The sequence below is a fragment of the Enterococcus sp. S183_ASV_20 genome (assembly GCF_018919685.1).
Classification (GTDB): Bacteria; Bacillota; Bacilli; order Lactobacillales; family Enterococcaceae; genus Enterococcus; species Enterococcus faecalis.
In genome coordinates this window covers 148,075-174,181 of the sequence record NZ_JAHLRI010000001.1, presented here as the reverse complement: position 1 = coordinate 174,181, position 26,107 = coordinate 148,075, and the positions used below count along the sequence as shown (strand labels likewise).

Annotated in this window: 27 protein-coding genes; 22 read left to right on the top strand and 5 right to left on the bottom strand. The window is 39.0% G+C overall.

All coding sequences use genetic code 11. From position 1 onward, the window contains the following. Positions 1–4 precede the first annotated feature (4 nt). The 10 genes from purS to KQI94_RS00820 all read left to right on the top strand — a co-directional run bounded on the left by purS (position 5) and on the right by KQI94_RS00820 (position 10,181). On the top strand, positions 5–256 hold the full coding sequence (gene purS, locus KQI94_RS00865; RefSeq protein ID WP_002357271.1) for a phosphoribosylformylglycinamidine synthase subunit PurS: 252 nt from the start codon (positions 5–7) through the stop codon (positions 254–256). Continuing rightward, on the top strand, positions 257–931 hold the full coding sequence (purQ, locus tag KQI94_RS00860; protein ID WP_002369271.1) for a phosphoribosylformylglycinamidine synthase subunit PurQ: 675 nt from the start codon (positions 257–259) through the stop codon (positions 929–931). It begins immediately after the preceding gene. Next, the gene (purL, locus tag KQI94_RS00855; RefSeq protein WP_002369272.1) at positions 928–3,147 is read left to right on the top strand and encodes a phosphoribosylformylglycinamidine synthase subunit PurL; all 2,220 of its coding nucleotides are present in this window, start codon (positions 928–930) and stop codon (positions 3,145–3,147) included. Before purQ ends, purL begins: the two co-directional genes overlap by 4 nt. Beyond that, positions 3,123–4,562: an amidophosphoribosyltransferase gene (gene purF, locus KQI94_RS00850; RefSeq protein WP_002382407.1), complete on the top strand. Its 1,440-nt coding sequence runs from the start codon at positions 3,123–3,125 to the stop codon at positions 4,560–4,562. The genes purL and purF overlap by 25 nt, the downstream gene beginning before the upstream one ends. Position 4,563: 1 nt before the next feature. After that, positions 4,564–5,595 (top strand): phosphoribosylformylglycinamidine cyclo-ligase, encoded by a 1,032-nt coding sequence (gene purM, locus KQI94_RS00845; RefSeq protein ID WP_002369275.1) that lies wholly within the window; start codon positions 4,564–4,566, stop codon positions 5,593–5,595. Continuing rightward, complete coding sequence (gene purN, locus KQI94_RS00840; RefSeq protein WP_002369276.1) at positions 5,592–6,164, top strand: phosphoribosylglycinamide formyltransferase; 573 nt, start codon at positions 5,592–5,594, stop codon at positions 6,162–6,164. The genes purM and purN overlap by 4 nt, the downstream gene beginning before the upstream one ends. Continuing rightward, a complete protein-coding gene (gene purH / locus KQI94_RS00835) occupies positions 6,161–7,702 on the top strand; it encodes a bifunctional phosphoribosylaminoimidazolecarboxamide formyltransferase/IMP cyclohydrolase (protein WP_010706668.1) in 1,542 nt (513 codons plus the stop codon). Before purN ends, purH begins: the two co-directional genes overlap by 4 nt. An 18-nt stretch (positions 7,703–7,720) precedes the next feature. Continuing rightward, positions 7,721–8,968, top strand: a complete 1,248-nt coding sequence (purD, locus tag KQI94_RS00830; protein WP_002369278.1) for a phosphoribosylamine--glycine ligase — start codon at positions 7,721–7,723, stop codon at positions 8,966–8,968. 128 nt (positions 8,969–9,096) lie between these two features. Next, entirely contained in the window at positions 9,097–9,426 is a 330-nt protein-coding gene (locus KQI94_RS00825; protein ID WP_002369279.1) for a DUF1648 domain-containing protein, read from the top strand. A 20-nt stretch (positions 9,427–9,446) separates the two neighbouring features. Continuing rightward, entirely contained in the window at positions 9,447–10,181 is a 735-nt protein-coding gene (locus KQI94_RS00820) for a TIM44-like domain-containing protein (protein WP_002369281.1), read from the top strand. Positions 10,182–10,220: 39 nt separating this feature from the next. Here KQI94_RS00820 and KQI94_RS00815 read toward each other — a convergent pair whose 3' ends face one another. From KQI94_RS00815 to KQI94_RS00800, 4 genes are all read right to left on the bottom strand, one after another. Next, the gene (locus KQI94_RS00815; RefSeq protein WP_002385866.1) at positions 10,221–10,742 is read right to left on the bottom strand and encodes a QueT transporter family protein; all 522 of its coding nucleotides are present in this window, start codon (positions 10,740–10,742) and stop codon (positions 10,221–10,223) included. Between the two features lie 145 nt (positions 10,743–10,887). Then, positions 10,888–11,673 carry a 3-oxoacyl-ACP reductase gene (locus tag KQI94_RS00810; RefSeq protein WP_002382402.1) on the bottom strand — a complete coding sequence of 262 codons (786 nt, stop codon included), beginning with the start codon at positions 11,671–11,673 and terminating at the stop codon, positions 10,888–10,890. A gap of 63 nt (positions 11,674–11,736) precedes the next feature. Then, on the bottom strand, positions 11,737–11,970 hold the full coding sequence (locus KQI94_RS00805; RefSeq protein WP_002357284.1) for a DUF2829 domain-containing protein: 234 nt from the start codon (positions 11,968–11,970) through the stop codon (positions 11,737–11,739). Then, positions 11,960–12,622, bottom strand: a complete 663-nt coding sequence (locus tag KQI94_RS00800; RefSeq protein ID WP_002369284.1) for a YigZ family protein — start codon at positions 12,620–12,622, stop codon at positions 11,960–11,962. Before KQI94_RS00800 ends, KQI94_RS00805 begins: the two co-directional genes overlap by 11 nt. 141 nt (positions 12,623–12,763) lie before the next feature. On the opposite strand from KQI94_RS00800, the gene KQI94_RS00795 reads away from it, so the two are divergent. Together KQI94_RS00795 and KQI94_RS00790 are read left to right on the top strand one after the other, a co-directional pair. Further along, positions 12,764–13,051: a hypothetical protein gene (locus KQI94_RS00795; protein ID WP_033591436.1), complete on the top strand. Its 288-nt coding sequence runs from the start codon at positions 12,764–12,766 to the stop codon at positions 13,049–13,051. Positions 13,052–13,171: 120 nt separating this feature from the next. After that, positions 13,172–13,507 carry a PTS sugar transporter subunit IIB gene (locus KQI94_RS00790; RefSeq protein ID WP_002360150.1) on the top strand — a complete coding sequence of 112 codons (336 nt, stop codon included), beginning with the start codon at positions 13,172–13,174 and terminating at the stop codon, positions 13,505–13,507. A 323-nt stretch (positions 13,508–13,830) separates the two neighbouring features. Here the strand turns inward: KQI94_RS00790 and KQI94_RS00785 are convergent, their stop codons facing one another. Continuing rightward, positions 13,831–14,547 (bottom strand): AAA family ATPase, encoded by a 717-nt coding sequence (locus KQI94_RS00785; RefSeq protein ID WP_002369289.1) that lies wholly within the window; start codon positions 14,545–14,547, stop codon positions 13,831–13,833. 271 nt (positions 14,548–14,818) lie between these two features. Between KQI94_RS00785 and KQI94_RS00780 the strand changes: the two genes are divergently transcribed. The 10 genes from KQI94_RS00780 to pstA all read left to right on the top strand — a co-directional run bounded on the left by KQI94_RS00780 (position 14,819) and on the right by pstA (position 26,098). Then, positions 14,819–16,135 (top strand): DEAD/DEAH box helicase, encoded by a 1,317-nt coding sequence (locus tag KQI94_RS00780; protein WP_002382399.1) that lies wholly within the window; start codon positions 14,819–14,821, stop codon positions 16,133–16,135. Beyond that, positions 16,125–16,811 carry a phosphoribosyltransferase family protein gene (locus KQI94_RS00775; protein WP_002369291.1) on the top strand — a complete coding sequence of 229 codons (687 nt, stop codon included), beginning with the start codon at positions 16,125–16,127 and terminating at the stop codon, positions 16,809–16,811. The genes KQI94_RS00780 and KQI94_RS00775 overlap by 11 nt, the downstream gene beginning before the upstream one ends. 138 nt (positions 16,812–16,949) lie before the next feature. After that, positions 16,950–17,501: a ribosome-associated translation inhibitor RaiA gene (raiA, locus tag KQI94_RS00770; RefSeq protein ID WP_002357293.1), complete on the top strand. Its 552-nt coding sequence runs from the start codon at positions 16,950–16,952 to the stop codon at positions 17,499–17,501. A 255-nt stretch (positions 17,502–17,756) separates the two neighbouring features. Continuing rightward, positions 17,757–20,294, top strand: coding sequence for a preprotein translocase subunit SecA (secA, locus tag KQI94_RS00765; RefSeq protein ID WP_002381826.1), 2,538 nt, complete (start codon positions 17,757–17,759; stop codon positions 20,292–20,294). Between the two features lie 76 nt (positions 20,295–20,370). After that, positions 20,371–21,472 (top strand): peptide chain release factor 2 gene (prfB, locus tag KQI94_RS00760; protein WP_156209178.1). Its coding sequence is split into 2 segments (ribosomal slippage): positions 20,371–20,442 and positions 20,444–21,472, totalling 1,101 coding nucleotides; the frame shifts between segments, so codons are not numbered across the junction. A 105-nt stretch (positions 21,473–21,577) separates the two neighbouring features. After that, positions 21,578–22,264: a cell division ATP-binding protein FtsE gene (ftsE, locus tag KQI94_RS00755; RefSeq protein WP_002361935.1), complete on the top strand. Its 687-nt coding sequence runs from the start codon at positions 21,578–21,580 to the stop codon at positions 22,262–22,264. Next, positions 22,257–23,141, top strand: a complete 885-nt coding sequence (gene ftsX / locus KQI94_RS00750; RefSeq protein ID WP_002364071.1) for a permease-like cell division protein FtsX — start codon at positions 22,257–22,259, stop codon at positions 23,139–23,141. Before ftsE ends, ftsX begins: the two co-directional genes overlap by 8 nt. A gap of 175 nt (positions 23,142–23,316) precedes the next feature. Beyond that, the gene (locus KQI94_RS00745; protein ID WP_002357298.1) at positions 23,317–24,171 is read left to right on the top strand and encodes a phosphate ABC transporter substrate-binding protein PstS; all 855 of its coding nucleotides are present in this window, start codon (positions 23,317–23,319) and stop codon (positions 24,169–24,171) included. Positions 24,172–24,293: 122 nt separating this feature from the next. Further along, positions 24,294–25,214: a phosphate ABC transporter permease subunit PstC gene (pstC, locus tag KQI94_RS00740; protein ID WP_002357299.1), complete on the top strand. Its 921-nt coding sequence runs from the start codon at positions 24,294–24,296 to the stop codon at positions 25,212–25,214. Beyond that, entirely contained in the window at positions 25,214–26,098 is an 885-nt protein-coding gene (gene pstA / locus KQI94_RS00735; RefSeq protein WP_002357300.1) for a phosphate ABC transporter permease PstA, read from the top strand. The genes pstC and pstA overlap by 1 nt, the downstream gene beginning before the upstream one ends. Positions 26,099–26,107: the final 9 nt, after the last annotated feature.

The following is a 26,107-nucleotide window of genomic DNA, read 5'->3' as shown; positions in this document are numbered from 1 at the left end:
GCGTATGTATTTTGTCAAAGTCTATGTTACGTATAAAGAATCAATTTTGGATCCCCAAGGTGAAGCGGTTAAGGAAGCAGTCCATCGGCTTGGTTTTACAGAAGTAGCCGAAATCCGTGTCGGTAAGTATTTTGAAATGCACGTCCAGCAGACAGAAGCAATTGAAGAGAAAATTGAACAAATTTGTGATCAACTATTAGCCAATGTAAATATGGAATCCTATCGTTTTGAAATTTTATCTTTGGAGGAAATTTAAATGAAATTGGCAGTGATTGTTTTTCCAGGATCCAATTGTGATGCAGACTTATTGTGGGCTGTCAAAGAGGTGATGGGCATCGATGCAGAATTTGTCCGACACGATGCCACTTCTTTAGCAAAATTTGATGGCGTATTGTTGCCTGGTGGTTTTTCTTATGGCGATTACTTACGTTGTGGTGCAATTGCTCGGTTTTCGCCAATTATCAATGAAGTGATTCGCTTTGCTACAGAAGGCAAAATGGTTTTTGGTACTTGTAATGGCTTTCAAATTTTAACAGAAATTGGCTTACTTCCTGGCACGTTGTTAAGAAATGATTCGCTTCGTTTTATTTGTAAAAGTGTCCCATTGAAAGTGAATACGCACACAAAGTTTACAAGTGAGTATCCTGAAAATGTTTCGATACATTTACCAGTAGCGCATGGCGAAGGGAATTACTATTGTGATGAAAAAACGTTGAAGGAGCTGAAAGAAAAGAACCAAATTGTTTTTACGTATCAAGAAAAGGTGAACGGTAGTCTTGCGAATATTGCTGGTATTTGTAATGAACAGGGCAATGTTCTAGGAATGATGCCTCATCCGGAACGAGCGATGGAAGAATTGTTAGGTTCAACAGATGGACGCAGCTTTTTTGCTTCAATCATTAAAAACTTTGGAAAGGAATTAAGCCAATGATGAATGAACCAACACCAAAAGAAATCAAGGAAACACGGTTGTATGCAGAATGGGGACTAACAGATGAAGAATATCATCAGATTGAGACCATTTTGCAAAGAGAACCTAATTATACAGAAACTGGCTTATTCTCCGTGATGTGGAGTGAACATTGCTCTTACAAAAATTCCAAGCCCGTTTTAAAAAAGTTTCCGACGGAAGGGCCACAAGTGCTTCAAGGCCCTGGTGAAGGAGCTGGGATTGTCGATATTGGTGACGGATTAGCTGTTGTTTTTAAAGCAGAGAGCCATAATCATCCTTCTGCAGTAGAACCTTACGAAGGAGCAGCTACAGGCGTTGGTGGAATTATTCGCGATATTTTCAGTATGGGGGCGCGGCCGATTGCTTTACTGGATTCGCTAAGATTTGGCGAACTGACGGATGCACGAACACGTTATTTGTTTCAAGAAGTTGTGGCGGGGATTAGCGGTTATGGAAATTGTATTGGTATTCCAACCGTTGGCGGCGAAATTGCTTTTGAGCCATGTTATCAAGGAAACCCACTTGTTAATGCTATGTGTGTGGGATTGATTCGTCATGATGAGATTCAAAAAGGCCAAGCAAAAGGCGTCGGAAATAGCATTCTTTACGTAGGTGCGAAAACAGGACGAGATGGAATTCATGGTGCGACCTTTGCTTCAGAAGAATTTAGTGAAGGTGAAGAACAGCAACGATCTGCGGTACAAGTAGGTGATCCGTTTATGGAAAAATTATTATTGGAAGCTTGTCTTGATTTAATCAAAAATCATCAAGATATTTTAATCGGCATCCAAGATATGGGGGCGGCTGGCTTGGTTTCTTCAAGTGCTGAAATGGCATCAAAAGCAGGTTCAGGCTTGATTCTAGAGCTAGATAAAGTTCCGCAGAGAGAGACGCAGATGAGCCCCTATGAAATGCTCTTGTCTGAGTCCCAAGAACGGATGTTAATCTGTGTGGAAAAAGGAGCAGAACAGCAAGTTTGTGAATTGTTTCAAACGTATGACTTAGAAGCGGTAGCGATTGGCTCCGTAACAGATGATGGACAGTATCGTGTCTTTCACGGTGGCAAAATAGTCGCAGATGTACCAGTAGATGCTTTGGCAGAAGAAGCCCCTGTCTACCAGAAAGCCTATCAAGAACCAGAGCGGATGCGTGCTTTTAAAAAATTAGCGCCCTTCATTCCAGAAATTACGAATAGTACGGAATTATTAAAACGCCTATTGCAACAGCCAACGATTGCATCGAAAAAATCAGTTTACGAAACCTATGATAGTCAAGTACAAACGAATACAGTGGTGCAACCAGGAAGTGATGCAGCTGTTTTAAGAGTGCGGGGCACCAATAAAGCCTTAGCGATGACGACAGATTGTAATAGCCGTTATTTGTATTTAAATCCTGAAATTGGTGGGCAAATTGCGGTTGCAGAAGCAGCCCGTAATATTGTAGCGAGTGGAGCACAACCTTTGGCTATCACTGATTGCTTGAATTATGGTTCCCCAGATAAACCAGAAAGTTTTTGGGAATTATGGACGTCGGCGGATGGAATCGCCGCCGCCTGCCGTCAGCTAGGAACACCCGTGATTTCAGGGAACGTCTCTCTTTACAATGAAACAGATGGTCAAGCCATTTATCCAACGCCAATGATTGGCATGGTGGGAGTGATTGAAGATGTTTCACAAATTACCACACAAGCGTTTAAACAAGTTGATGACTTAATTTATCTCATCGGTGAAACCCACGCAGATTTTAACGGCTCAGAAATTCAAAAAATACAACTGGGTCGAATTGAAGGGCAATTACGCTCATTTGATTTAAAAGAGGAAAAAGCAAACCAAGAATTAGTTTTAAAAGCAATTCAAGTAGGCCTAGTTGCTAGCGCGCATGATTGCGCTGAAGGTGGCGTTGCCGTTGCTTTAGCCGAGTCGGCTTTTGCTAACGAACTGGGGTTACAGGTGACACTGCCATTAAAAAAAGAATATCTATTTGCGGAGACGCAATCCCGTTTTATTCTTTCAGTTAGTCCCCAGCATCAAGAAGCATTTGAAACACTTATCGGAAGAAAAGCTCAACATATTGGGAAAGTGACTGAAACTGGTTTGGTCATTCATGCGTTAGATGATGTGATCAATTGCTCAACAAAAGAAGCCAAAGCCTTATGGGAGGATGCGATTCCATGTCTTATGAAGCAAAAAGCTTAAATGAAGAGTGTGGTATTTTCGGTATTTGGGGTCATCCTGATGCGGCACAAGTGACCTATTTTGGCTTACACAGCTTGCAGCATCGAGGCCAAGAAGGCGCGGGAATTGTGGCGAACAATTCTGGGAAATTAGATGGCCACCGTGATTTAGGTTTATTAGCAGAAGTATTCCAAAAGCAAGAACAACTGAATGCGTTAGAAGGAACGGCGGCTATTGGTCATGTACGCTATGCAACCGCTGGTACGGGTAGCGTGGATAATATTCAGCCATTTTTATTTAAATTTTATGATAGTCAAATTGGGTTAGCACACAATGGCAATTTGACAAATGCCAAACGTTTACGAAAACAACTAGAAAGAGAAGGCGCTATTTTTCATTCCAATTCAGACACTGAAATTTTAATGCACTTGATTCGAAAAAGCACTGCTGCCTCGTTTCTCGATAAATTAAAAGAGAGCTTGAATTTGGTTAAGGGTGGCTTTGCTTATCTTTTATTAACAGAAACGATGATGATTGCTGCACTGGATCCCAACGGCTTTCGCCCTCTCTCCATCGGACAAATGAACAATGGGGCGTACGTTGTGGCATCCGAAACGTGTGCATTAGAAACAGTTGGGGCTCGCTTTATTCAAGATGTGGCGCCTGGTGAAGTAGTCATCATTTCTGATGAAGGCTTGAAAATAGAGGTTTTCACTACGGAAGTCCAACCGGCAATTTGTGCAATGGAATATATTTATTTTGCACGACCAGATTCAAATATTGCCGGAGTTAATGTGCATACAGCTCGTAAAAGAATGGGGAAGAACTTGGCAATCGAAAGTCCAGTCGCAGCTGATATGGTAATTGGTGTACCGAACTCGTCATTGTCTGCAGCTAGCGGCTATGCAGAAGAAGCACAGATACCTTACGAACTAGGTTTAGTAAAAAATCAATATGTCGCTCGAACATTCATCCAGCCGACACAAGAATTAAGAGAACAAGGTGTCCGTATGAAACTATCGGCAGTTCGTGGCGTGGTCAAAGGAAAAAAAGTCATTTTAGTAGATGATTCGATTGTTCGCGGGACCACTATTCGGCGCATTATTCATTTATTAAAAGAAGCAGAAGCGCAAGAAGTTCATGTCAGAATTGCTTCACCACCATTAAAATATCCGTGTTTTTATGGCATTGATATACAGACGCGGGACGAACTAATTGCGGCAAACTATTCAATTGAAGAAATCAAAGAGCAGATTGGCGCAGATTCGCTGGCTTTTTTGAGTGAAGCAGGGCTGATTGATGGGATTCAATTAAATTATGATGCTCCTTATTCTGGGCTGTGTATGGCTTACTTTAATGGAGACTATCCAACGCCTTTGTATGATTATGAAGAACAATATCAAGCATCCTTGAAAAAAGAAACTAGGAGGAATTGACATGGAAAATGCCTATTCAAAAGCTGGTGTAAATGTTGAGGCGGGATACGAAGTAGTAGAACGAATTCAAAAGCATAGCCAAAAAACACAACGGACGGGAACGTTGGGCATGCTTGGTGGTTTTGGTGGTTGTTTTGATTTAAGTAGTTACAAGCTTAAAGAACCAGTTTTGGTATCAGGAACGGATGGCGTAGGCACAAAGTTACTCTTGGCAATTGAAGAACAGAAACACGAGACAATCGGAATTGATTGTGTAGCAATGTGTGTCAATGATGTCGTCGCACAAGGCGCCGAACCGTTATATTTTTTAGATTATTTAGCGTTAGGGACCGTTAATCCAGCTAAAGTTGAAGCAATTGTTGCGGGTGTTGCGGCTGGCTGTTGTGAGGCGAATGCAGCCTTAATTGGGGGCGAAACAGCTGAAATGCCTGATATGTATGAAGCAGATGCTTATGACGTGGCTGGTTTTGCCGTGGGTATTGCTGAGAAAAGTCAACTCTTGACTCCAAGTAACGTAAAAGAAGGCGATTTCTTGATTGGTCTTCCTTCAAGTGGTCTTCATTCTAATGGTTACTCTTTAGTAAGAAATATTTTTTTTAAGAAACATTCGTTTAAAACAACGGACAAGCTTCCAGAATTGGCACCCAAAACGTTAGGGGAAGAATTATTAACACCAACAAAAATTTATGTGAAGGAATTATTGCCATTGTTAAAAGCAGGACTCGTGCATGGGGCTGCGCATATTACTGGCGGCGGGTTTTTAGAAAATCTACCAAGAATGTTTTCTTCCGCATTAGCTGCAGAGATTCAATTAAATAGTTGGCCAGTGCTACCAATTTTTAAATTGATTCAAAAATACGGTGAAATTCCACCTGAAGAAATGTATGAAATTTTCAATATGGGCTTAGGGATGATTTTAGCGGTGAGTCCAGAGCATGTTGAAAAAGTTCAGGAGCTTTTGCCAGAAGCTTTTGAAATTGGTCGTTTGGTACCTAGGAAAACGAAAGCCGTTATTTTTAAGGAAGCCTTATGAAGATAGCTGTTTTTGCATCTGGCAATGGTAGCAATTTTGAGGCGATTGCTGCAGCTTTTTCCCAAAAAAAAATCGCAGGGCATTTGAGCTTAGTCTTTTGTGACCAGCCTGAAGCCTATGTATTGACCCGTGCCCAAAAACGCAAGATTCCCGTTGTTTGCTTTTCGCCATCTGATTTTTCATCTCGTGGGCAATATGAGGAACAAGTATTGAAACATTTAAAAGAGCATCAGATCGATTTAATCGTGTTAGCTGGTTATTTGAGAATTATCGGCAAGACTTTACTGGAGGCTTATCCAAAGAGAATCGTCAATATTCATCCTTCTCTGTTACCTAGTTTTCCAGGTCTTCACGGAATTGAAGAAGCATTTCATTATGGAGTGAAAATAACAGGAATCACTATCCATTATGTTGACTCTGGGGTTGATACAGGACCGATTATTTTCCAAACAACCACCAAGATTGATACCGAAGATACAGTGGACACATTAGCAGAGAAAATTCATGCTCTTGAGCACGAATGGTACCCAAAAATAATTTCACAAATTGTAAAGGAGACAATGAAATGACCAAAAGAGCATTGATTAGCGTTTCAGACAAAACAGGAGTGACAACATTTGCAGCAGGCTTAGTTGCAAATGGCTTTGAAATTATCTCCACTGGGGGAACAAGGACTGTCTTGGAAGAAGCGGGGGTACCGACACTTGCTATTGACGACATCACTGGCTTTCCAGAAATGTTAGATGGCCGTGTCAAAACGTTACATCCGAATATCCATGGCGGACTTTTGGCAAAAAGGGGAAACCAAGCGCATCAAAAAGCACTGACTGAACAAGGCATTCACTTTATTGACCTTGTAGTAGTGAATCTTTATCCATTTAAAGAAACAATTTTAAAACCAGCGATCTCTGAAGCAGAAGCGATTGAAATGATTGATATTGGCGGTCCTAGCATGTTACGTTCAGCGGCAAAAAATTATCAAGACGTAACAGCAGTGGTTGATCCTAGTGATTATGAACAGGTATTAAGTGAAATTAGCAGCACTGGAACTAGCCAGTTAGCCACTAGAAAAAGATTAGCAGCAAAAGTCTTTCGTCATACCGCTGCTTATGACGCGCTTATCGCTGACTATTTAACGACGCAAGTGGGTGAAACTGAACCAGAGAAACAGACGCTTACTTATGAACGTAAGCAAACATTGCGTTATGGCGAAAATAGCCATCAACAAGCCACCTTTTATCAATCCGTTGTACCTGTATCATTATCCATTGCTTCCGCTCGACAACTTCATGGCAAAGAACTGTCATATAACAATATTCGAGATGCTGATGCAGCACTCCGGATTGCTAGCGAGTTTACAGAACCTACGGTCGTCGCTGTTAAACATATGAACCCATGTGGAATTGGAACAGGAAAAACGATTTTGGCAGCCTATCGTCAGGCATTTGAAGCAGATCCAGTTTCAATTTTTGGTGGCATTGTTGTTTTGAATCGTCCAGTGGACCAAGCGACTGCGGCTGAAATGCATCAAATCTTTTTAGAGATAATTATTGCGCCTAGTTTTGAGGAAGAAGCTTTGGCACTGTTATCTCAGAAAAAGAATCTTCGTTTGTTAACGTTAGATTTTCATGCTCAAGAAAAAAAAGCGGTGGAATTAGTTTCTGTTATGGGCGGGTTATTAATTCAAGAACAGGATACAGTTGTTGAAAATGACCAAGCATGGCAAGTTGTTACAGAGCGCCAACCCACACCAGCCGAAAGAGACGCATTGAACTTTGCTTGGAAAGCAGTCAAGCATGTAAAATCAAACGCTATTGTTTTAGCCAATGAAAGCCAAACGGTGGGGATTGGCGCTGGTCAAATGAATCGAATTGGTTCAGTAAAAATTGCAGTTGATCAAGCCCAAGCAGCTGGAAAATTACAAGGGGCCGTCTTAGCAAGTGATGCCTTTTTCCCCATGGCAGATAGCGTGGAATATGCTGCACAACATGGCATTCAAGCAATTATTCAGCCAGGCGGGAGCATTAAAGACCAAGCATCAATCGATCTAGCGAATCATTATGGTATTGCGATGATTTTTACTGGGACTCGTCATTTCAAACATTAATTTTTAAAGGAGAAACCGATGAATATATTAGTGATTGGGCGTGGTGGTCGTGAACATGCAATCGCCAAAAAATTACAGCAAGAAGACAAAGTCAAGACTGTTTATTGTGCACCAGGTAATCCTGGTATGAGTGGTGATAATATTCGGACTGTACCTATCGGTGAAGAGCAGCAAACGGAACTAATTCAATTTGCGAAGGATAATCAGATTGATTGGACATTCGTCGGACCGGAAACGCCATTAATTGAAGGAATTGTAGATGCCTTTCAAGCAGCGGGATTACTGATTTTTGGCCCGACGAAAGCAGCTGCAATAATTGAAGGTTCAAAAAGTTTTGCGAAAGATTTTATGCAAAAATACCAGATTCCAACGGCGGAATATCGGGTCTTTCGACGTTTGGCACCTGCCTTAGAATATATTGAACAGCAAGGAGTACCAATTGTTATTAAGGCAGATGGTTTGGCAGCTGGAAAAGGAGTAGTAGTTGCCGAAACAAAAGCAGCCGCAAAACGGGCGCTAGTTGCGATGATGGAGGACCAACAATTTGGAGCAAGCGGTCAAACGGTTGTAATCGAAGAATTTTTGCAAGGAGAAGAATTTTCCTTAATGGCTTTTGTTTCTAATGAGAAGGTATATCCGATGGTGATTGCTCAAGATCATAAGCGGATTTTCGATGGGGATGCTGGTCCGAATACAGGGGGGATGGGCGCTTATACACCAGTGCCTCAGGTCCCAGAAGAAGCGGTTCAGCAAGCCATTAGCCAAGTCCTGAAACCGACTGCTAAAGGAATGGTGGCTGAAAAACGTCCGTTTCAAGGGATTTTATATGCTGGTTTAATCCAAACAGCAACTGGCCCCAAGGTTATTGAATTTAATGCTCGATTTGGGGATCCAGAAACACAAGTTGTGTTGGCACGTTTAGAGAGTCCCCTTTCAGAAATAATTTCTTCATTGCTGGTGAAAGAGCAACCAACGATTGCATGGAATGAGTTAGCGAGTGTTGGTGTTGTTGTAGCAGCAGAAGGCTATCCTAATCAATATAAGACAAATCTACCATTGCCAGAAATGTCTGGTGCAACCATCTATTATGCAGGGGTAACTCGTTCAGAACAGGCTCTGGTTTCGGCTGGCGGACGAATCTTTTTAGCAGAAGCAACTGCTTCGACTCTTGAAGAAGCCCGCAAAAAAGTTTATCAAACATTGGATAATTACTCATTTCCTGGAATGTACTACCGAAAAGATATAGGTGTGAAAGGCTTGATTTAGGATTTTCAAAAACAGAGGCAAGGACATTTAATCGAATGTTTCCTTGTCTTTTTTTTATTGCAAATTCAGATAGGGAGGCATAAACTGAAAGTATATCCATCATTAAACTAAAGGAGAAAGCTAAGATAATGAGAAACAAGCAGATTGAAAAAGTTAGTCAGGGGTTGTTTATTGTTACAAGTGTCTTGGCAGTCTGTTTACTGTTATTAAGTGCGGTGGTTTATCCTGATTTACCAGCTCATGTGCCCATTCATGTGAATTTTTGGGGCGAGGGGAATTCGTTTGGCCCAAGATCTAGTATATTTATGTGGCCAGCGGTCCTGTTTGGCTTGAGTATTTATCAACGAAGTTATCAATCAGTACAACCATATGGCAGATGGCTGAAGGTATTATTAATCATTGTTAATCTTGGCGCTTTGTTTAGTATTCTGCGTCTATTTATTCATTTGTTGATTTGAAGGGGTCGAAAGGTGAGAAAATGAGAAAGTTAATTTTAGTTTTTGTGGGTTGTGCCATGGCCTTTTGTTTATGGCCTAATCAAGCGGCGGCTGTAGCTGGTGGCTATGGCGGCGGGCGTGTAGAAAGTCCTAGCGGAGGTAATCCCTCGAATGGTTTTTCGCCAAGCGGTGATGGATCAAGAAGTTATGTTCATCATAACGAGACCGGGACCAGCAACACAACGCCACTGGAAGGCTTAATTTCAACAGTGTTTTTTGTTCTTTTTGGGGGCACGATGATTTGGCAAAGACGCCGTAGAAATCAACCAGTCGATGAAGGAGCTTTTCAAGAAATGTGGGCAGCATTACCTGGAACATCAAAAGAAAAAAAGGCACTCTTAAAAGAAATACAACAAACGTTTTTAGAAATACAACAAGCGTGGGATCAAGAAAACTTGTCTGTGGTCAAAGATAACTATACAGAAAAACTTTATCAAAAACATCTTGCAGTATTACAAGCAAATCAACAAGTGGGCATCAGAAATCATGTGAAAAAAGTGAAAGTAGCGCCAGCTTCGAATTATCATCATATTAGTGAAACGAGTTTTTCACTGATGCTTCATTTTTCTTGTATTGACTACGAGGAAGATACTCAAAGCGGTCGTGTTTTATCGGGATACAAGCATCAAAAACAATATTTTTCACAACTTTGGTATTTTGATTACAATCCATCTCTTGGAAAATGGCAAGCAGACTTCATTCAACCTAAAGGATAGTGCTAAAAAGCGCTTGGGGTTTAAATCCCAAGCGCTTTTTTATTCTTCGATGCGTTTTACAAGCTGTATTTTTTTATTTAATACGTAAATCAGGATACCGCCGACGGTCATTGAAAGAAGTTCACCAAGTCCAACGGTCAACCATGTGTACCAAAAAGGTAACTGATAAAAGAACGTTAAGGGTCCGGCGACAGTGAACATGGACAAAGCAAAAAGAATGGCCGTCAGCATTAGTTTAATCAATAAATTTTGCTGATTTTTTGTCGCAAAATAGGCAATCCATAAGACTGCGCACGTTCCAGCACTACCGATGACTATATCGATGATACCAAGAGGCGAAGCGGTGTTGGCAATCGCAACCCCTAACGTAATGGACCAGATATATCGCTTGTTAAAAACGCCTAAATAATTAAATAATTCGGCAAGACGAAGCTGTATCGGACCAAAACTAAGCGGAGCGAGAAGTACAGTGACAACGACATACAAAGCGGTAACCAGCGCCATTTTAGCCAACGCCGTAGCTGACCACGTACTGGTTTGTGGATTTGATGAATGATTCATTTAAGATTCTCCTTTATAAAACAACGACGTGTTTTAGTGATAACCATAACCAAAGGAAGGGCAGTAAAGCCAACTGAAGTGTTATGGTGTGAGTTGCCTCACTGTGTTACATGTTACTGAAGAACAGACACTCTGTAAAGTCTTTTTATTTCATGGTCCAACCACCATCAATGGTCATAACTGTGCCATGGATATAATCAGCGTCATCACTAGCTAGAAATAATGAAAGTTTTGCTACCTCTTGTGGCTGTGCCCAACGGCCCGCGGGTGTTTCACGTGCTACCCAAGCAGCCATTTCACCTTCTCCTGCAAAATCAGCTGCGTTCATGGGTGTTTGGATGGCACCTGGCGCAATCGCATTTGCTCGAATGCCTAATTTGGCATAATCGTAGGAAAGTTGTTTTGTATACCCGATGATTGCGTGTTTGGAGGCAGTGTACGCTGCGCCGCCGCCCCCAGCTACTAAGCCAGCGATAGATGCCATATTAACGATTACTCCTTTTTTTTGTTGGAGGAAATAAGGTAATATGGCATTGGTCACTAAAAAGACACTTTTTAAATTGGTTGCTAAAATTTGATCCCATAAAGCTTCTGAAGTTTCTAGAGAAGGGCGATAATCATCTAAAATACCTGCCGTATTTAATAAAATATCAATTTGGCCGTTGTTTTTCACAATTTGTTTCATCGTGGCTTGCACAAATGAGGGAGAAGACACATCACCGACAAAATAAGTAAACGACTTAGCAGAATCTGGGTCAACCAGTGCGGCTGTCTGCTTTAACCCCGTTTCGTCTAGGTCGATGCCAATAACTTCAGCACCTTGCTCAGCAAAGGCAATTGCTTGTGCTTGGCCAATCCCTGAAGCTGCACCGGTTACAAGCACCCGTTTTGTTTCAAATTCTTTTGGCATAAGAAAAACTCCTTTAAACATTTATAAAATTAAGGTCTGGAAGAACGAGCAATCGCCGTAATCTGCCAGACCTTATGCGTGTAGTTATGCTTCAACAATCACCCAATCTTCTGCTAAGACATCACAGGGTGTTGGTGAAAACATGCTGTAGCCTTCATCAGAAGTTTTGATTAAAAAATACGGGGTAACTTGTAAAAATTCACCTTCGGAGGTGCCAATTTCATCACGTAATTCAATAAAAAGTTCAAAACCGCTCCAGCCTTTACGTACGGCTTTTTTTCCTGCTTTAATCTGTGGCAATACTTCTTCAAATGTCATTTGCTTGTGCTCCTTTTTCGTTAAATGGTAGTTCGTGATAGTTCGTTGCGCCTTTTTCAATTGTCAACTGACCGTTAAGTAGATCCGTCATTTCAGCTATAAATGTTTCTGTTGCTTGTTCATCTACTAAACAAATTAACTGAATAGACTCTGTGTAAATAGTTTCTTTAAGCGTGTAGGGACTATGTTCCAAAAAGGCTTGGGCTTTTCCTAATAAAGGATAGGCGATCGTAATCAATAGCTCTTGTTGCAATTTGCCAATGACTAAACCAATTTCATCTAAAGTGTGGGAAAGAGCATGACTATATGCTCGGATTAAACCACCAGTGCCTAATTTTATTCCGCCAAAATAACGAGTGACAACAGCCACTACGTTGATTAACTCTTTTTTCTTTAAGACTTCCAGCATTGGAACACCAGCAGTGCCACTAGGTTCGCCGTCATCGCTGCTCCGCTGAATGTCATTTTTTTCGCCGATCACAAAAGCACTACAATTATGATTGGCTTTCCAATGTTCTTTTTTTATTGCGGCGATAAAGGCTTTTGCTTCTTCTTCTGATGTTACGCGCTTTACAGAACAGATAAACCGCGATTTCTTGATTTCAATCTCGCTGAAACCATCTTGTTTGACTGTAATATAGCTTTCTAACATATGGGTATCCTTTTCTCTCGTAATAAAGTCAGTATAAAAAAGAATCAACTGAATAGCAACTTTTTCTCTCATCTTTTTTGTGAGATTTTTTGGAAAAAAACGTTATAATAAGGTATGATAGAGAAAAGGGAGGCGCTGGAAATGGTACATACACGACAGAAAAAATATGATACAATTACTCATTATTTGAAAACGAATGGCGGTTCCCAAGTTAACTTGACCTTTACCCAGTTTGATGAATTGTTATTCCCTCATTCTGGTTTACCAAAAACTGCTAAGACAGATGTCGATTGGTGGGCAAACGATTATAAGCATCCAGAAAAGGGCGCTTATGGTTGGTTGAATGCGAGTTACCAAGTAGTTCAAGTGAATTTGGAAAAAGAATATGTGGTATTTAATAAATTACTGAAATCAGCATGGTACGTTTAAACCAAGATTGTATCCGCTTTAAAAAACAAGAATGATTGACAAAAATTAACTTTACACTATAATATTTTTAATAGATAATGTTGAAAATTGAAAAAGGCAATGGTAAAAGGGGCTGTTAAAATGTCAAAAAAAACAATTATGTTAGTTTGCTCCGCAGGAATGAGTACTAGTTTACTTGTTACAAAAATGCAAAAAGCAGCATTTAATCAAGGCTTAGATGCCCATATATTTGCGGCTTCTGCATCGGAAGCAGAAACAAATTTAGAAAATAATCCAGTCGATGTGTTATTGTTAGGTCCACAAGTTCGTTATATGAAGAGTGATTTTGAAAAGCGTCTATCACCAAAAGGTATCCCAACAGATGTCATTAGCATGTCTGATTACGGCTTAATGAACGGGGAAAAAGTGCTGGAACAAGCCTTGGGTTTGTTAGCACAAGCAGATAAAAAAGAGTAAAAACAAGTTGTTTTTTCGAGAATCTTCGAAAAAGCAACTTGTCTTTTTTTATGACTTTAGTTAATTGGAATTGAGCTGAAGCAGTCATTCTGGTTTATCAGTTCCATAAATTATAGAGCCGAAATTAGTCCTGTGAGCTAGAGAAAGACAACTGTCTTTAATTTTTTACTTTAATCTAGATACTAAAAAAACATACTTAACAATCTATTTTCTGAATAATGAACGCCTTTTTCCGTAGTCTGAAAGTAGTAATTCAAAGAATGATTAACAATATTTTATATACGAGTCATTATAGTATGGCATAAGCATTTCGAATAACAGACTTATTCAGCAAATAAATGAGAGAGAATTCTGTTTTTATTGTTTAAAAATAATGAGGTTATTTCATAAGGCATACTTTCTTCATACGTGATTTCTAAAGGACTATCTTTATCAAAAGAAATAATTTGTGAGTCAGGCATTGCAAGTAATATAGGTGAATGAGAGACAATAATAAACTGAGACCCCTCATCAATTAGTTTTTTTATAGATATCATTAAGGCTAGTTGGCGTTGAGGTGAGAGAGCCGCTTCAGGTTCATCTAACAGGTACAGACCATTTCCTCTAAACCGATGGTTCACCAGATTCAAAAAACTTTCGCCGTGTGATTGATGATGTAGGGATTTATCGCCGTATTCAGAAAAATCTAAGTCTATATTTTCTGCATATGTAGCAACATTGTAGAAACTTTCAGCTCTTAAAAAGAAACCATCCGTAGCACGCTTTACACTTTTTCCAACAGTTAAATAATTATGTAAATCCAAGTGAGTATCTTTTGTAGAGAAATTAAAATTAATACTACCGCCTTCAGGATTAAATCCCCAGTTGACTGCGATTGCTTCTAATAAAGTGGATTTTCCAGTTCCATTTTCACCTGAAAAAAAAGTAATAGGTTTTTTAAAATTTAGTGAATTAAATTTATTCAGCCCTTCAATTTTTGAAAAAACAGAATCTTCTTCAAAAGCTTTGAATTCTAGTCTTTTTAAAAAAATATTTTCCATGATAAAGCTTGCTCCTTTCTAGTCTTTTCAAATTAAAGCTTGGATTACTAGATATACTTTAACATTAATTTTTCTTTAAAGGTAGATAAATTTGTTATAAAAAATCTGCATATAGGTAAGTCGAAAGTGGAAGATTCGTGTAAACAATAAAGCGTATCAAGAGTTTGTTTAGTAGGTAACGACTAGATAAGAATAGAAAGATAACGGTGGGAGATTTCCTTTTTCGCAAAAAAGCTAGAGAAATGCGTATTTTATAATTGAGGTGGTTAACATGGAAGATTTGCATGGACGTAAAATAATTATTGAAGAAACAGAACGTTCAATACAGACAAAACTGGTTTATTTACCAACAATGTTAGAGCGTTCCCCCCTAACAATTCAATGTCAGCGGTGCGGGGAAGTCGTATCCAAAAAAGAAAACAGACTGGCGACAAATGTATACTACTGTCATGCGTGCATTCAATTAGGCCGTGTGACTTCTTGTCAAAAATTTTGTCATTTACCAGAAAGGCCCAATAGCCCAAGAACTGTCTTTTTTGAGTGGTCTGGACAATTAACAAAGGGACAGCAAGCGATCTCGGTTGAACTTTGTGAGACAGCAAAAGCAAGAGAGAATCGCTTAGTGTGGGCAGTTACAGGTGCAGGCAAAACAGAAATGTTATTTGCTGTTTTACACCAAACCTTACAAGAAGGGGGGCGGATTGCGCTGGCTTCGCCGCGTGTCGATGTTTGCTTAGAACTGTTTCCCAGAATCCAAGCGGTTTTTCCTCATGAAGCAATTGCTTTACTCCACGGAAACAGTCAAGAATCGTATCGTTATACGAAACTAGTGATTTGCACCACCCATCAATTATTGAAATTCCATCAAGCGTTTGATTTACTTATCGTTGATGAAGTCGACTCTTTTCCTTTTGTTAATAACGAACATCTTTATTATGGAGTGCGTAACGCACGAAAAAAAAGAAGTAGTTTGGTGTACTTAACAGCAACGCCTACGAAAGAATTGCGGAAGCTTTTACAGCAAAAGAAGTTAGCAGCCAGTATTTTGCCAGCAAGATATCATCGTAGGCCATTACCTGTGCCACGCCGATTTTGGGTTCAGTCGTGGCAACGTCTTTCTAGCAAAAATATTAAAATCATTGCACATCATTTGAAACGTTTATTGGTGCGTAATTCAGTTTTACTATTTTGCCCAAGCATTTCATTAATTCACCAATTGCATGCATTAATAGCTGAGCGATTTTCCGACAAAGAAGTTGTCGCCGTTTATGGTAGTGATGAGCTTCGCCTGGAAAAAGTTCAAGCAATGCGTCAGCAGAAAACGGATATTTTGATCACTACAACCATTTTAGAACGTGGTGTGACTTTTGATGCAGTCTCAGTTATTGTTTATGGTGCCAATCATCGAGTCTTCACTTCTTCAACACTTGTCCAAATTGCGGGCCGAGTCGATCGAAGACAAGAATTCAATTACGGCGAAGTTTTATTTTTACATGATGGGGAAACAAGAGACATGAAAGAGGCAATTCGGCAAATAAAGCAAATGAATCGCTTGGCTAGTAAACGAGGGATGTTAGATGGATTGTAAAAATTGCGCAAGCCCCATTCGTTTGGAGATAACATTAAAAATGCTCTTACGTTTTAACAAATGGATGAGCCCTTCACTTTGCCAGCACTGCCAAGCAAAGTTCCAGAAACTGCCAATGACAGGCACTTGTTTTGGCTGTAGTCGCGTCAGCCAAGAGCGCTATTGTTTTGATTGTCAAAGGTGGCAGCTGCTTTATCCAGAGTATTCTTTTCATAATGCAGCGTTGTTTCATTATGATGAAGGAATGCAAGAGTGGATGGAACGCTATAAATTTCAAGGAGACTATCGCTTAAGAATGTGTTTTAACGAGGAAATCAACTTTTACTTTCAGCAACAGTCTGCGGACTATATTATTCCGGTGCCCTTATCCGAAAAACGAATGCAAGAACGAGGCTTCAACCAAGTAATTGGCTTACTAGAAGCGGCTGATGTTCCGTACAGCCCTTTTTTAATTAGAAAAGAGGAAAATGTTCCGCAATCTAAGAAAACTAGAAAGGAAAGGATGCAGTTGCAACAACCATTTGCCATCCAAAAAGAAAACCAAAAAAAATTAAAAAAATGTTCTGTTATTTTGGTGGATGACATCTATACCACTGGACGAACTCTTTTCCACGCAGCTGCTGTTATCAATGACTGTTATCCTAAAAGTTTGAATACGTTTACTCTCGCGCGATAAAAAGAAAAGAATTCATAAATTTGATGACTATTTTGTTGGCAAAACCCAGATTATTCGATATAATGAAATTAAGAAGAAGGGAATTAAAGAGTGGTCCTTTAATCTTTTCTTTACTGGTAGATGAAAGGGGTAATTGTTATGTTTAGATATAATGTACGTGGAGAAAATATCGAGGTAACCGAAGCGATTCGAGACTATGTTGAGAAAAAAGTCGGTAAATTAGAAAGATATTTCAGCGATTCACCTGAAGCAACGGTTCACGTGAATTTGAAAGTGTACACTGAAAAAACAGCCAAAGTCGAGGTTACTATTCCTCTTCCTTATCTAGTTTTACGAGCTGAAGAAACGTCACCTGATTTATACGCAAGTATTGATTTGGTTGTCGATAAATTAGAACGACAAATTCGTAAATTTAAAACAAAAATCAACAGAAAATCTCGTGAAACAGGACGTAACAATACAAAAGCCGCTGTCTTCTTAGTTGGTGAAGAAACAGAAGAAACACCTTCAGAATTAGACATCGTTCGTACAAAACGTCTATCATTAAAACCGATGGACAGTGAAGAAGCTGTTTTACAAATGAACATGTTAGGACACAACTTCTTCATTTTTGAAGATGCTGAAACAAATGGAACAAGCATTGTTTACCGTCGTAAAGATGGCAAATATGGCTTGATTGAAACAGACTAAAGCTTAAAATAAGAGCTGAAATGCCTTCGTGCATTTCAGCTCTTTAAACATCTTTAAAGCACGGAGTAAAGAAAAAATAAAGAAATACATAAAATAACTTTAAAAGTTCCTCTTTTAAAGGAAAATGTCTGTAAAATAGAGAGAAATGGTTTTCTTTCTCGTCAAGTAATGATAAAATAAAACGGATAGATTGTGCTTCTTGTACAAAAAGGATACAAAAATAAAAAGAGGTAATTGAAAGGAACACAGATACCAATGGCAAATTTTTTGAAAAAAATGATCGAAAACGATAAAAAAGAATTAAGACGATTAGAAAAAATCGCCGATAAAATTGATGCACATGCAAGTGCAATGGAACAACTAAGCGATGAACAATTACGTGAAAAAACAGATGAATTTAAAGCCCGTTATCAAAAAGGGGAAACCTTAGACGAACTATTACCAGAAGCGTTTGCGGTTGTCCGTGAAGCTGCTAAACGAGTACTAGGTTTATTCCCGTACCGTGTCCAATTAATGGGTGGGATTGTGCTTCATGACGGGAACATTCCTGAAATGAGAACAGGTGAAGGGAAAACCTTGACTGCCACAATGCCTGTATACTTGAATGCACTATCTGGCGAAGGAGTACACGTTGTTACAGTTAATGAATACTTAGCAACCCGTGACTCTAACGAAATGGGAGAATTATATAATTTCTTAGGCTTAAGCGTTGGCTTAAACATTAACTCTAAATCTTCTGATGAAAAACGTGAAGCGTATAACTGTGATATCACTTATAGTACAAATAACGAATTAGGATTTGACTATTTGCGTGATAACATGGTTGTTTATCGCAGCCAAATGGTTCAACGTCCATTAAACTATGCAATTGTCGATGAAGTGGATTCAATCTTAATTGATGAAGCAAGAACCCCATTAATTATTTCTGGACAAGCTGAAAAATCGACAGCACTTTATACGCGTGCCGATAATTTTGTCAAACGCTTAAAAGAAGATGAAGATTACAAAATTGATATTCAGTCTAAAACAATTGGTTTAACAGAAGCAGGTATTGAAAAAGCTGAACAAACTTTTGGATTGGATAACCTTTACGATATTGAAAATACAGCATTAACGCACCATTTAGATCAAGCGTTACGGGCAAACTATATCATGTTACTAGACATTGATTACGTGGTTCAAGACAATAAAGTCTTAATTGTTGACCAATTTACTGGTCGTATCATGGATGGTCGTCGTTATTCTGATGGCTTGCATCAAGCGATTGAAGCAAAAGAAGGCGTCGAAATTGAAGATGAAACAAAGACAATGGCGACGATTACGTTCCAAAACTACTTCCGGATGTACAAAAAACTAGCCGGGATGACTGGTACTGCTAAAACAGAAGAAGAAGAATTCCGTGAAATTTACAATATTCAAGTCATTCAAATCCCAACCAATCGTCCAATTATCCGTGACGATCGTCCAGATTTACTTTATCCAACCTTAGAAAGTAAATTTAATGCAGTGGTGGAAGATATTAAAGAACGTTACCACAAAGGGCAACCAGTGTTGGTGGGGACTGTTGCGGTAGAAACGTCAGAATTACTTTCTGATAAATTAAACGCAGCTAAAATTCCTCATGAAGTATTAAATGCGAAAAATCACTTTAAAGAAGCCGAAATCATTATGAATGCCGGTCAAAAAGGCGCAGTTACAATTGCAACAAATATGGCTGGTCGTGGAACGGATATTAAACTTGGTTTAGGTGTACTTGAACTAGGTGGTCTAGCAGTTATCGGGACAGAACGTCATGAGTCACGTCGTATTGATAATCAGTTGCGTGGACGTGCAGGACGTCAAGGGGATCCAGGGGTTTCACAATTTTATTTATCTTTAGAAGATGACTTAATGAAACGCTTTGGTTCAGAACGAATTAAAACATTCTTAGAACGAATGAATGTGCAAGAAGAAGATGCAGTTATTCAAAGTAAAATGTTTACTCGCCAAGTAGAGTCTGCTCAAAAACGTGTGGAAGGAAATAACTATGACACACGTAAAAATGTCTTACAATACGATGACGTGATGCGCGAGCAACGTGAAGTTATTTATGCGCAACGACAAGAAGTAATTATGGAAGAAAATGACTTGTCTGATGTATTGATGGGCATGGTAAAACGGACGATTGGCCGAGTGGTGGATAGCCATACACAATTAGAAAAAGAAGAATGGAATTTAGATGGGATTGTCGATTTTGCAGCCTCAACACTTGTCCATGAAGATACGATTTCTAAAAAAGATTTAGAAAATAAATCAGCTGAAGAAATCAAAGACTACTTAGTGGCACGTGCGCAAGAAGTATTTGAAGAAAAATCTCAACAATTGAATGGCCAAGAACAATTGCTAGAATTTGAAAAAGTAGTCATCTTGCGTGTTGTCGATACTAAATGGACAGATCACATTGATGCAATGGATCAATTACGCCAATCTGTCGGGTTACGTGCGTACGGTCAAAACAACCCATTAGTAGAATATCAAACAGAAGGTTATTCTATGTATAACAATATGGTGGGTTCAATCGAATATGAAGTAACACGTTTATTCATGAAATCGGAAATTCGCCAAAATGTCCAACGTGAGCAAGTAGCTCAAGGACAAGCGGAACATCCAGAAACAGAACAAGATGCAGCTGCACAAAGCAACACAAGTGCGAAGCGTCAACCTGTGCGTGTAGATAAAAAAGTGGGCCGTAATGATTTATGCCCATGCGGAAGTGGCAAAAAATTCAAAAATTGTCATGGAAGAAACGCTTAATTAAAGAAAAAACGCAGGGTGGGGCAATTTGTCCCGCCTTTGCTCTTTTTACAATAAAAAGAAAGAAGGAATCATTTTGGAAAACCCAGAAATTCGTACATTATTAGACGAAATGACACAAAAAATTACTAGCTTCAGGAGGTCTCTTTGACTTAGACCAGTTAGAAGAAGACATTGCCGAGGCGGAAAATCGGATGGGAGAACCTGGTTTTTGGGACAACACAGAAACGGCTCAAAAGCTAATTAATGAAACCAATAGTTTGAAAGAAAAATATCAACAATTTCATCAGCTCTCTGAGGAAATTGACGAATTAACGGTGATGTTTGAATTACAACAAGAAGAATATGATGCAGAGATTCAAGAAGAATTGGAAGAAAGAATTCATCTCTTGCAAGAACGTTTAACAACGTATGAGCTATCCTTACTACTAAATGAGCCATATGATCATAATAACGCCCTAATTGAATTACACCCTGGTGCCGGTGGTACTGAATCACAAGATTGGGGAAGTATGCTTTTACGAATGTACACACGTTGGGCAGAAAGTCACGGTTTCCAAGTTGAAACGTTGGATTACCAAGCTGGAGATGAAGCAGGGATTAAAAGTGTCACCTTATTAATCAAAGGTTACAATGCTTATGGTTACCTAAAATCTGAAAAAGGTGTCCATCGTCTTGTGCGGATTTCGCCCTTTGATTCCGCTAAACGCCGTCATACTTCGTTTTGTTCAGTTGATGTAATGCCTGAATTAGACGACACAATAGAAATTGCGATCAATCCAGATGACTTAAAAATTGATACCTATCGAGCAAGTGGTGCCGGTGGTCAGCATATTAATAAAACAGAATCGGCTGTTCGAATCACACATATTCCAACAGGTACCGTTGTCGCAAGCCAAGCACAACGTTCTCAATTAAAAAACCGTGAGCAAGCAATGAGTATGTTAAAAGCCAAATTATATCAATTGGAAATGGAAAAGAAAGCCCAAGAAGCAGCAAGTTTACGTGGTGAACAAATGGAAATTGGCTGGGGCTCACAAATCCGTTCTTACGTGTTCCATCCGTATTCAATGGTCAAAGACCATCGGACAAATTACGAAACCGGCAATGTACAAGCTGTGATGGATGGAGACCTTGATGGTTTCATTGATGCCTACTTAAAACAGCGCTTAAGTTAAGCTCTTCATTAAATTGAAATAAAAATGTAACTTAATGCAAGAAGTTTGCAATATTGACATGTTATAATGAGTAGGATTGAAGAAAAAAGAGATGGAGAGAACGCCATGATTGAAATGAAAGATGTAATGAAGAAATATTCGAATGGTACAACAGCGATTCGGAATATTTCAGTAGAGATTGACCAAGGCGAGTTCGTCTATGTGGTTGGTCCCTCAGGTGCAGGGAAATCAACCTTTATTAGATTAATGTATCGTGAAGAAAAAGCAACAAAAGGTAATTTGACAGTTGCAGGTCATGATTTAATGAAAATAAAAAATAAAGAAGTTCCTTATTTACGTCGTGAAATCGGCATCGTTTTCCAAGACTATAAACTATTACCAAAGAAAACTGTGTATGAGAACGTGGCCTATGCGATGCAAGTTATCGGACGGCGTCCTCGCGAAATCAAAAAACGCGTGATGGAAGTTTTAGATTTAGTCGGTCTAAAACATAAGGTACGTGTTTTTCCAAGCGAACTTTCTGGTGGGGAACAGCAACGGGTATCCATTGCACGAGCAATCGTAAATACACCGAAAGTTTTAATTGCCGATGAACCAACTGGGAACTTAGATCCAGAGAATTCATGGGAAATCATGAAATTGTTGGACCGGATTAATGCACAAGGAACAACAGTCGTGATGGCAACGCATAATAGTACAATTGTAAATACGATTCGTCACCGTGTTATTGCCATTGAAAATGGTCGCATTATCCGTGACCAAGTGGAAGGAGAATACGGCTACGATGATTAGAACATTCTTTTCTCATTTATTTGAAAGTATCAAAAGTTTAAAACGGAACGGTTGGATGACTGTTGCCTCAGCAAGTGCGGTTACAATTACATTAGTTTTAGTTGGTATTTTTATGGGCGTTATTTTTAATGCAACGAAACTTGCTGATGATATCGAAAAAAACGTGACAGTGTCTGTCTTTGTCGATATTGGTACAAAACAAAATGAAATGAAAACATTAGAAAAACAACTTAAAGGATTAGACAATGTTGAAGATATTTCTTATTCAAACAAAGATCAACAATTGAAAAAAATCCAAGAACAAATGGGGGATGCCTGGAATCTTTTCGAAGGCGACAGTAACCCATTATACGACGTGTATTATGTCCGTGCAAAAACACCAGAAGACACGAAAGATATTGCGAAACAAGCAGCTAAATTCCCAAGTGTTTTTAAAGCCGATTACGGTGGTGTAAACTCAGACAAAATCTTTAAAATCGCTCAAACCGTTCGAACTTGGGGCTTAGCAGCTGCTGCATTACTTTTATTCGTTGCAGTGTTCTTAATTTCCAACACTATTCGGATTACGATTTTATCTCGTCAAAAAGAAATCCAAATTATGCGTCTTGTAGGAGCCAAAAACAGTTTCATTCGTTGGCCGTTCTTCTTAGAAGGTGCTTGGATTGGGTTGATTGGCGCAATCGTGCCAGTCATTATTATGACGTTAGGCTACCATCAAGTTTATAACATGTTCAACCCGCAGTTATTGCGTTCGAATTATTCATTAATTCGTCCAGAAGATTTTATCTGGAAAGTCAATCTATTAATGATTGCAACAGGAATGATTATTGGATCACTAGGTTCAGTTATTTCAATGCGTCGTTTCTTGAAAATTTAAACGAAAAAAAGCTCTCCATTTTGGAGAGCTTTTTTTGTTTTAGTTTTAAAATACTTGTTATTTAATTTAAGAGTTTTCTCAGTTGTACCAACAAATTGATAACTTATAATTTTCAAGTCCTACATATAATGGTAAAATAGAATGGATTGAAATTAATTGGAGGAATAATGAATCGATGAAAAAAAGATTGCTATTATTTATTGGTTTGGCAAGTATACTTACTTTGACAGGATGTGCAAAATGGATTGATCGTGGTGAATCCATCACAGCGGTAGGCTCATCAGCTTTACAACCATTAGTAGAGACAGCGAGTGAGGAATATCAAAGCCAAAATCCGGGAAGATTTATTAATGTCCAAGGTGGCGGAAGCGGAACAGGTCTGAGTCAAGTCCAATCTGGCGCGGTAGACATTGGTAATTCTGATTTATTTGCAGAAGAGAAAAAGGGCATCAAAGCGGAAGACTTAATTGATCATAAAGTTGCTGTCGTTGGGATTACACCAATCGTTAACAAAAATGTCGGTGTCAAAGATATCTCAATGGAAAATTTAAAGAAAATCTTTTTAGGTGAAGTAACAAACTGGAAAGAACTTGGCGGGAAAGACCAAAAAATTGTTATTTTGAATAGAGCGGCCGGTAGTGGTACGCGTGCGACTTTTGAAAAGTGGGTCTTGGGAGATAAAACAGCCATTCGTGCGCAAGAACAAGATTCCAGCGGCATGGTTCGTTCCATTGTTTCTGATACACCAGGAGCGATTAGTTATACCGCATTTTCATATGTTACTGATGAAGTAGCTACGTTAAGTATTGATGGTGTTCAGCCAACAGATGAAAATGTAATGAACAATAAATGGATTATTTGGTCTTATGAACACATGTACACTCGTAAAAATCCAAGTGATTTAACCAAAGAGTTTTTAGACTTTATGTTGTCAGATGATATCCAAGAACGTGTGATTGGTCAATTAGGGTATATTCCTGTTTCGAAAATGGAAATTGAACGGGATTGGCAAGGAAATGTCATTAAATAATTCTCTTAACACAAAATTTACAAACTTAACATAAAATTTACATGTTATTAAAAACAAATTGATGTAAAAAAGGTACACTATTTTTATCTGTAAAAGTTGGATTGTTTGAGGAGGAAATATTCTTGGAAGATGTACAGAAAAAATTATTAACAAAATCGAAAAGAGCCAAGATGGAGCAACGAGGGAAATTTATTAGTTTCCTATGTATTGCCTTAATTGTAGCAGTGGTTGTTTCAATTTTCTATTTTGTTGCAAGTAAAGGACTTGCTACATTCTTTAAAGATAAGATTAATGTGTTTGATTTCTTATTTGGAACAAACTGGAACCCAAGTGATATCGGTGCAGACGGTAAACCCATGGTTGGGGCTTTACCGATGATTGCGGGTTCCTTTATTGTAACGTTTTTGTCAGCGATTGTTGCGACGCCATTTGCGATTGGAGCGGCTGTTTTTATGACAGAAATTTCACCTAAAAAAGGAGCAAAATTTTTACAACCAGTTATTGAATTACTTGTAGGGATTCCCTCTGTTGTTTATGGATTTATTGGTTTATCTGTCATTGTTCCTTTTGTCCGTTCAATCTTTGGCGGAACTGGCTTCGGTATTTTAGCTGGTACGTTTGTGCTATTTGTCATGATTTTACCAACGGTCACTACGATGACCGTAGATGCATTAAAAGCCGTGCCTAGACATTATCGTGAAGCGTCGTTGGCGCTTGGTGCTACGCGTTGGCAAACGATTTATAAAGTTGTCTTGCGGGCAGCTGTGCCTGGTATTTTAACTGCGGTTGTCTTTGGTATGGCTCGTGCGTTTGGTGAAGCCTTAGCAATCCAAATGGTAATCGGAAATGCAGCTGTGATGCCAACTAGTTTGACAACACCAGCTTCGACACTAACAAGTATTTTGACAATGGGGATTGGGAATACAATTATGGGAACAGTTGAAAACAACGTTCTTTGGTCTTTAGCCTTGATTCTATTGTTGATGTCTTTACTATTCAACATTGTTATCCGAATTATCGGTAAGAGAGGAGCCTTAAAATAATGAATGCAAAAAAAGCAGATAAAATCGCAACAGGTATCTTATATGCCGTATCTGGCGTCATTGTTTTAATTTTGGCGGCCTTACTGATTTACATTTTAGCTAGAGGAATTCCACATATTTCGTGGGAATTTTTAACACAACCATCCAGAGCCTATCAAGTTGGTGGTGGGATTGGTATTCAGCTGTTTAACTCACTATATTTACTATTGATTACAATGATTATTAGTATTCCAATTTCATTAGGTGCTGGAATTTACTTATCGGAATATGCGAAAAAGAATTGGTTAACTGATTTAATTCGTACCTCGATTGAAATTTTAAGTTCATTGCCTTCCGTTGTTGTCGGGCTGTTCGGCTTCTTGATTTTCGTTGTACAAATCGGATATGGCTTTTCAATCTTATCAGGTGCGTTAGCATTAACATTTTTTAACTTACCATTATTGACTAGAAATGTTGAGGAATCTTTGAAAGCCATTCATTATACACAGCGTGAAGCGGGGTTAGCCTTAGGTCTTTCACGTTGGGAAACAGTTAAAAAAGTTATTTTGCCAGAAGCATTACCAGGAATTTTGACAGGTGTTATTTTGAGTTCTGGTCGGATTTTCGGTGAAGCCGCTGCGTTAATTTATACAGCAGGACAAAGCGCACCTGCCTTAGATTTCAGTAATTGGAATCCATTGAGCGTTTCAAGTCCAATTAGCATTTTCCGTCAAGCGGAAACGTTGGCTGTGCATATTTGGAAAATTAATACCGAAGGAACGATGCCAGATGGCGCTGCGGTCTCAGCAGGTGCCTCCGCTGTGTTAATTTTAGTAGTTTTACTTTTCAATTTCGGCGCTCGTTTTATCGGCAACCGTCTTTATAAGAGAATGACATCAGCTTAATGTTAGGGG

Excerpts from the sequence above, each read along its gene's own strand:
- purH (WP_010706668.1), top strand. The coding sequence starts at position 6,161 with ATGACCAAAAGAGCATTGATTAGCGTTTCAGACAAAACAGGAGTGACA.
- KQI94_RS00775 (WP_002369291.1), top strand. The coding sequence starts at position 16,125 with ATGGATTGTAAAAATTGCGCAAGCCCCATTCGTTTGGAGATAACATTA.
- ftsE (WP_002361935.1), top strand. The coding sequence starts at position 21,578 with ATGATTGAAATGAAAGATGTAATGAAGAAATATTCGAATGGTACAACA.
- purN (WP_002369276.1), top strand. The coding sequence starts at position 5,592 with ATGAAGATAGCTGTTTTTGCATCTGGCAATGGTAGCAATTTTGAGGCG.
- KQI94_RS00795 (WP_033591436.1), top strand. The coding sequence starts at position 12,764 with ATGGTACATACACGACAGAAAAAATATGATACAATTACTCATTATTTG.
- KQI94_RS00810 (WP_002382402.1), bottom strand. The coding sequence starts at position 11,673 with ATGTTTAAAGGAGTTTTTCTTATGCCAAAAGAATTTGAAACAAAACGG.
- secA (WP_002381826.1), top strand. The coding sequence starts at position 17,757 with ATGGCAAATTTTTTGAAAAAAATGATCGAAAACGATAAAAAAGAATTA.
- purM (WP_002369275.1), top strand. The coding sequence starts at position 4,564 with ATGGAAAATGCCTATTCAAAAGCTGGTGTAAATGTTGAGGCGGGATAC.
- KQI94_RS00745 (WP_002357298.1), top strand. The coding sequence starts at position 23,317 with ATGAAAAAAAGATTGCTATTATTTATTGGTTTGGCAAGTATACTTACT.
- KQI94_RS00820 (WP_002369281.1), top strand. The coding sequence starts at position 9,447 with ATGAGAAAGTTAATTTTAGTTTTTGTGGGTTGTGCCATGGCCTTTTGT.
- purD (WP_002369278.1), top strand. The coding sequence starts at position 7,721 with ATGAATATATTAGTGATTGGGCGTGGTGGTCGTGAACATGCAATCGCC.
- KQI94_RS00825 (WP_002369279.1), top strand. The coding sequence starts at position 9,097 with ATGAGAAACAAGCAGATTGAAAAAGTTAGTCAGGGGTTGTTTATTGTT.
- purF (WP_002382407.1), top strand. The coding sequence starts at position 3,123 with ATGTCTTATGAAGCAAAAAGCTTAAATGAAGAGTGTGGTATTTTCGGT.
- KQI94_RS00790 (WP_002360150.1), top strand. The coding sequence starts at position 13,172 with ATGTCAAAAAAAACAATTATGTTAGTTTGCTCCGCAGGAATGAGTACT.
- KQI94_RS00785 (WP_002369289.1), bottom strand. The coding sequence starts at position 14,547 with ATGGAAAATATTTTTTTAAAAAGACTAGAATTCAAAGCTTTTGAAGAA.
- KQI94_RS00800 (WP_002369284.1), bottom strand. The coding sequence starts at position 12,622 with ATGTTAGAAAGCTATATTACAGTCAAACAAGATGGTTTCAGCGAGATT.
- purQ (WP_002369271.1), top strand. The coding sequence starts at position 257 with ATGAAATTGGCAGTGATTGTTTTTCCAGGATCCAATTGTGATGCAGAC.
- purL (WP_002369272.1), top strand. The coding sequence starts at position 928 with ATGATGAATGAACCAACACCAAAAGAAATCAAGGAAACACGGTTGTAT.
- ftsX (WP_002364071.1), top strand. The coding sequence starts at position 22,257 with ATGATTAGAACATTCTTTTCTCATTTATTTGAAAGTATCAAAAGTTTA.
- pstA (WP_002357300.1), top strand. The coding sequence starts at position 25,214 with ATGAATGCAAAAAAAGCAGATAAAATCGCAACAGGTATCTTATATGCC.
- KQI94_RS00815 (WP_002385866.1), bottom strand. The coding sequence starts at position 10,742 with ATGAATCATTCATCAAATCCACAAACCAGTACGTGGTCAGCTACGGCG.
- KQI94_RS00805 (WP_002357284.1), bottom strand. The coding sequence starts at position 11,970 with ATGACATTTGAAGAAGTATTGCCACAGATTAAAGCAGGAAAAAAAGCC.
- purS (WP_002357271.1), top strand. The coding sequence starts at position 5 with ATGTATTTTGTCAAAGTCTATGTTACGTATAAAGAATCAATTTTGGAT.
- raiA (WP_002357293.1), top strand. The coding sequence starts at position 16,950 with ATGTTTAGATATAATGTACGTGGAGAAAATATCGAGGTAACCGAAGCG.
- KQI94_RS00780 (WP_002382399.1), top strand. The coding sequence starts at position 14,819 with ATGGAAGATTTGCATGGACGTAAAATAATTATTGAAGAAACAGAACGT.